The following is a 2,669-nucleotide window of genomic DNA, read 5'->3' on the forward strand; positions in this document are numbered from 1 at the left end:
GTCTCACGGAAGCGCTTCGCCATCAAGAATGCGGCGGTAGAGCTCCAGATAGGCTTTGGCGGCTTTCTGAATCGGAAACCGGTCTGCCGCGGATTCGCGGCATCTTTGCGCCGGCAAACCGGCGATTTCACCGAAACCGCGCGCGAACTCCTCATCCGTGTCGAAGAAGCGGCCGGTATCGGCATCGACGGTTTCGGGCAGCGCGCCGCGCGCCGTGGTCAAGACCGGCGTGCCGCACAGCATGGATTCGACCGGCGCATTGCCAAAGGGCTCTTCCCAGGAAATCGGGTTCAGAAAGGCCTTGGTCTCACCCAGCAGGCGCACCTTCGGCTCGCCGTCGACCATGCCGTGGTAGCGGAAGCGCGACGACAGGCTCTTGAAGAACACGCCCTCGCGGCGCGTCTTGCTGCGGCCGAGCAGCTTCCAGCGCGAGCCGCCGGCGATATCGAGCTTGAAATCATACTTTTTCGCCAGGTCCACCGCCCGGTTGAGGCCCTTTCCGGCTCGCGCAATGGCCGCCATGAAAAACAGATGGTCGTTCTTCGACGGCGCCAGGCGATAGGCATCCACCGGAAAGCCGTTGTAGACGAAGGTCTTGCGACCATGCAGCTCGGCATGGCGGGCGCTGATGAAGCTCCAGTTCGGCTGCGGCCTCGGGTAATCCGGCAGATGGCCGCGCTCGGTGTTGAGCGTCGGAAACGGAACTTCGACCTTCCAGGCGTGGAGATGGACGATGTCGGTATCCTTGGGCACAGCCGCGCGGCACTCGTCATTGGTCACCGCGTGGCGAACCTCGCACATCGGATGCGACGATCCCGGGCCGGCGATCAAGGTCACCTGATGCCCCATCTTGACCATTTCCGTGGTCAGCCATTCGACCTGCCGCTGGATGCCGCCATAGCCCTTGCACGGAATAAGGCCCTGGGCCGCAAGCGTTATTCGCATTTCGTCTCCGCGCTCATGTTAGCGGTTGTCGTCCTTTCGGCAGATGGAGGCCTGCTCACAACGGGATGTTGTCGTGCTTCTTCCAGGGGTTCTGCATGTCCTTGTTGCGTAGCATGCGCAAGGCGCGCGCAACGCGGCGCCGCGTCGAATGCGGCATGATCACCTCATCGACATAGCCTCGTTCGGCGGCGACGAAGGGCGACAGGAATCGATCCTCGTAAGTTTTTGTATGAGCAGCGATTTTCTCCGGATCGCCGATGTCCTTGCGGTAGATGATCTCGACCGCGCCCCTGGCCCCCATCACCGCGATCTGCGCCGTCGGCCAGGCATAGTTCATGTCGCCGCGCAAATGCTTCGATGCCATCACGTCATAGGCGCCGCCATAAGCCTTGCGGGTGATGACGGTGATCTTCGGCACGGTCGCCTCGGCATAGGCGAAGAGCAGCTTGGCGCCATGCTTGATCAGCCCGCCATATTCCTGCGCGGTGCCGGGCAGGAAGCCCGGCACATCGACGAAGGTGACGATCGGAATCGAGAAACAGTCGCAGAAGCGCACGAAGCGCGCCGCCTTGCGGCTGGCATCGGAATCGAGCACGCCCGCCAACACCATCGGCTGGTTGGCGACAAAACCAACTGTGCGGCCCTCGACGCGGCCGAAGCCAGTGACGATGTTCTTGGCAAAGCTCTGCTGGATCTCGAAGAAATCGCCCTCGTCGGCGACCTTCAGGATCAGTTCCTTGATGTCATAAGGCTTGTTGGCATTGTCGGGGATCAACCGGTCGAGCGACATGTCGTGATCCATGACCGACTGATAGCATTCGATCTCGGGAATCTCGGCCGTGTTGGATGCCGGCAGCAAATCGACCAGCCGGCGCATTTGCAGCAGCGCCTCGACGTCGTTGTCGTAGGCGCCGTCGGCGATGGAGGATTTGGTGGTGTGCACAGAAGCGCCGCCCAGGCTTTCGGCGGTCACCGTCTCGTTGGTCACCGTTTTCACCACGTCCGGCCCGGTGACGAACATGTAGGAGGTGTCGCGCACCATGAAGATGAAATCGGTCATGGCGGGCGAGTAGACGTCGCCGCCCGCGCAAGGCCCCATGATCAACGAAATCTGCGGGATGACGCCGGAGGCCAGCACATTGCGCTGGAAGATCTCGGCATAGCCGCCGAGCGCGGCCACGCCTTCCTGGATGCGCGCGCCGCCGGCGTCATAGAGGCCGATGATCGGCGCGCGGTTGCGCAGCGCCATTTCCTGGACCTTGATGACCTTCTCGGCATGCGCCTCCGACAGCGAACCGCCGAACACGGTGAAATCCTTGGCGAAGATATAGACCGGGCGCCCGTTGACGGTGCCCCAGCCGGTGACGACGCCGTCGCCGGCGATCTTGGTCTTCTCCATGCCGAAATCGGTCGAGCGGTGCTCGACATACATGTCGAATTCCTCGAACGAACCCTCGTCGAGGAAGACCTCGATGCGCTCGCGGGCGGTGAGCTTGCCCTTCTTGTGCTGTGCCTCGATGCGGTCCTTGCCGCCGCCTATGCGGGCAATCTCGCGGCGGCGCTCGAGTTCCTTCAGCACGTCTTTCATCGCTGGTCCCCAAAACGGATAAAGTCAGTTGTGGTAATGGCGAGGGCAGGGGAGCGCAAGCGCCCTCGTTTTGCTGCATTGCAACATGACCCCTTGCATTTCGGCGCGGACTCGGCCATATGCGGCGGCATAGGCG

At 62.3% G+C, this 2,669-nt stretch carries 2 protein-coding genes; both read right to left on the bottom strand.

The annotated features are described in order from the left end of the window. Positions 1-3 precede the first annotated feature (3 nt). Entirely contained in the window at positions 4-945 is a 942-nt protein-coding gene (locus tag EOD07_RS29875) for a glycosyltransferase (protein WP_073986899.1), read from the bottom strand. 55 nt (positions 946-1,000) lie between these two features. Continuing rightward, positions 1,001-2,533 (bottom strand): acyl-CoA carboxylase subunit beta, encoded by a 1,533-nt coding sequence (locus EOD07_RS29880; RefSeq protein WP_127237886.1) that lies wholly within the window; start codon positions 2,531-2,533, stop codon positions 1,001-1,003. Positions 2,534-2,669 lie beyond the last annotated feature (136 nt).

Source organism: Mesorhizobium sp. M2C.T.Ca.TU.002.02.1.1 (assembly GCF_003997225.1).

Excerpts from the sequence above, each read along its gene's own strand:
- EOD07_RS29875 (WP_073986899.1), bottom strand. The coding sequence starts at position 945 with ATGCGAATAACGCTTGCGGCCCAGGGCCTTATTCCGTGCAAGGGCTAT.
- EOD07_RS29880 (WP_127237886.1), bottom strand. The coding sequence starts at position 2,533 with ATGAAAGACGTGCTGAAGGAACTCGAGCGCCGCCGCGAGATTGCCCGC.